Consider the following 1,364-nt stretch of genomic DNA (forward strand, 5'->3'; position numbering starts at 1 on the left):
TGTTATCTGAAATGGAACAAATTAACAAAGTGTCTGATCCTGATCTGGCAATTCTTGTAATAGATGGAACTATCGGACAGCAATGTTTCAATCAAGCCGAAGCATTTCATAAAACAATTCCTGTTGGAGGAATTATCATAACAAAATTAGATAGTTCTGCAAAAGGTGGTGGTGCAATTGCGGCTTCTGCAGCTACTGGTGCACAAATCATGTATGTTGGAACTGGAGAACGAATTGATGATTTAGAAAAATTTTCCCCGACTAGATTTGTTGGTAGATTACTCGGCATGGGTGATATCCAGGCAGTGCTAGATTTGGCAAAAAGATTAGAAAATGAAGGGGATGACGTTCGATTAAAAAGAATTTCCAGTGGAAAAATGAATATGGATGACTTTTTCTATCAATTAGAAGAAGTCACAAAGGTAGGCTCACTGAAAGGATTTCTCGATAACATGCCTGGACTGTCTGGCATGGTAAAAGATGATCAATTAGATCAAATGGAAGGAAGAGTATCCAAATGGCGATTCATTATTCAAAGTATGACTAAAGAAGAAAAAGCTGATCCTGATCTTTTGAATTCATCCAGAATTAAAAGAATTTCACGAGGATCTGGTTGGCCTGAACATGAAGTAAAGGAGTTACTCAAAAATTATAAAAATTCAAAAAGTATGATGAAGGCCTCAAAAGGAAGACAGATGCAAGGTACACTCCGTCGTATGGGATTTGGATAATACTTCATAGATTATTAAATCAAAAATTAAAATGACTCCTCTCAAAGAAATCATTCCTATCTCAAATGAAATTCTAAAATCTTATGATCTTTGTGATAGCTGCTTGGGTAGGTTATTTTCTAAACAAATGAATCTATCATCAAACAAAATATTGGGAAAAAAATTAAAAATTCATGCAAAGCATTCTTTTAAAAAATGTTTTATCTGTAAAAATCTTTTAGATAATTTAACCTCCTATTTGAAATTGATGCTGGAGTATTCTGCAAAATATGATTTCTCATCAATCGTAGTTGGCGCTTTGATCAAACCATCAATAATTGACAGAGATGACTATATTAGATCTAAATACAAACTACGAGGAATTGATAGTGTTAAGACAGATATAACAAAAGAACTTGGAAAACAATTCATTAAAAAAACAAAGAAGATAATTGATTTTCAAAATCCTGACCTTACCTTTACTGTAAATTTTAAAGATGAATCATGTCAAATTCGCTCAAAACCTCTTTTGTTTCATGGTAGATATACAAAATCTCATCGAGGAATCCCACAAAAACAAAAATCATGTGTAAATTGTTTAGGTAAAGGGTGTCGAGTCTGTGATTTTCATGGAATCTCTGAGTATGATAGTGT

At 33.0% G+C, this 1,364-nt stretch carries 2 pseudogenes; both read left to right on the plus strand.

The features are described 5' to 3' along the window. Positions 1-731 (plus strand): annotated as a pseudogene (locus tag BG20_RS10975) (signal recognition particle protein Srp19); the annotation flags it as partial. 31 nt (positions 732-762) lie between these two features. Then, positions 763-1,364: pseudogene (locus BG20_RS10980) on the plus strand (THUMP domain-containing protein); the annotation flags it as partial.

It is taken from the genome of Candidatus Nitrosarchaeum limnium BG20 (assembly GCF_000241145.1).
Lineage (GTDB): Archaea > Thermoproteota > Nitrososphaeria > Nitrososphaerales > Nitrosopumilaceae > Nitrosarchaeum > Nitrosarchaeum limnae.